At 62.9% G+C, this 1,511-nt stretch carries 2 protein-coding genes; both read left to right on the forward strand.

Translation table 11 applies throughout. The features are described from left to right. The first annotated feature begins 846 nt into the window (after positions 1 to 846). Entirely contained in the window at positions 847 to 1,179 is a 333-nt protein-coding gene (locus V7793_RS37435) for a hypothetical protein (RefSeq protein WP_336014176.1), read from the forward strand. Next, a partial coding sequence (locus V7793_RS37440) for a reverse transcriptase domain-containing protein (RefSeq protein WP_336014178.1) occupies positions 1,091 to 1,511 on the forward strand: 421 nt, incomplete at its 3' end. The genes V7793_RS37435 and V7793_RS37440, both read left to right, overlap by 89 nt.

A 1,511-nucleotide genomic window follows, 5' to 3' on the forward strand; every position in this document is an offset into this window, starting at 1 on the left:
GGGGGGGCAAACCACCTCAAGCTGCGTTGGTTGAAGACCGTCGTGGTGAGCGTTGAGGAAAGGTGTCCAAGAGGCGTCAGGTGGGGACCGGGAAGGCGAGCGAAAGCGAACCGCTGACGAAGTGTCGAAACAAGTAGCTGACATCAAAGCCGGGGCAGTTAAGGGGCGCCGGGATGAGCCTGGCGGGGTCCCGCCTATTGGCCAGGCGGTGTGTCCGGCATTGAGGCGGCGCGAGTCCGGTCTGCGGCTTCTGCGTGGAACGTGGGAAGGCGAGTGCTGATTCGGCCAACTCTGTTTCAGAGAGGCGGGTTGGCGAGAGGGAGCGCGCCGGGCGGCGGAAACCGTGAGGCGTGGGGTACCGATGCGGCACGCGCTGGCGGACCGGTTCGTAGTAGTGATGAAGTCCTGGTAATCGGGGTGGAGTGAAGGGGCAGGCTCATTGGTGATCTGTTCGCGCGAACAACCGGGAGTTCCCCGGGAGGAAGCGGGTGAGCATGTCAGGTCCGACGGACAAGCCGTTCGCCATTCGAAGCGGCTGGTGTGGGAGGCATACGAGAGAGTCAAGGCCAATAAAGGTGCGGCCGGGGTGGACGGGTGCTCGATCGAGGACTTCGAGAAGGATCTTCGGGGAAACCTATACAAGATATGGAACCGAATGTCCTCAGGGACGTACTTTCCTCCTCCGGTGAAGGCGGTCGAGATCCCAAAGCCCGGAGGAACGAGAATCCTCGGGGTGCCCACTGTGGCCGACCGGATCGCCCAGACGGTGGTCGCCCTGACGCTGGAGCCCAGGACGGAGTCGATCTGCCATGACGATTCCACGGATACCGGCCCAGGCGATCGGCGTTGCAGGCGGTCGAGCGGTGCCGACAGCGGTGCTGGAAGAAGGACTGGGTCCTGGACCTCGATGTCCAGAAGTTCTTCGACTCCGTGGATCACGCTCTCATGGTCAAGGCCGTGAAGGCGAACACCGACCAGCGTTGGGTAGTGCTGTATGTGAAGCGGTGGCTTGTTGCGCCGCTTCAGCTGCCCGACGGAACCCTTCAAGAGCGGGACCGGGGGACTCCTCAGGGGGTCTGCGGTTTCGCCCGTGCTCGCCAACCTCTTCATGCACTACGCGTTCGACTTGTTCCTAGAGCGGGAATTCCCGTCGGTGGACTTCGAACGTTATGCGGATGATGCGGTGGTGCACTGCGTGACCGAGCGCCAGGCCCGACAGGTGTGGGCGGCGCTTGAAGCGAGGATGGAGGAAGTCGGGCTGCGGCTGCATCCCGACAAGACCAAGCTCGTCTACTGCAAGGACACCAGACGGCGAGGCTCTGCCGAGCACACGTCGTTCAAGTTCCTTGGGTATACGTTCGCCCCTCGGAAGGCGCGGTATCCGGACGGCAAGGCATTCACGTCGTTCCTGCCCGCGGTCAGTCCGGAGGCCTTCAAAGCCATGGGCCAGCAGGTCCGCGAATGGCAAATTCACCGGCGCACCAGACTCGAACTCATCGAGCTCGCCGACT

Origin of the sequence: Streptomyces sp. KLMMK (assembly GCF_036961605.1) — a bacterium.
Taxonomy (GTDB): Bacteria; Actinomycetota; Actinomycetes; order Streptomycetales; family Streptomycetaceae; genus Streptomyces; species Streptomyces telluris.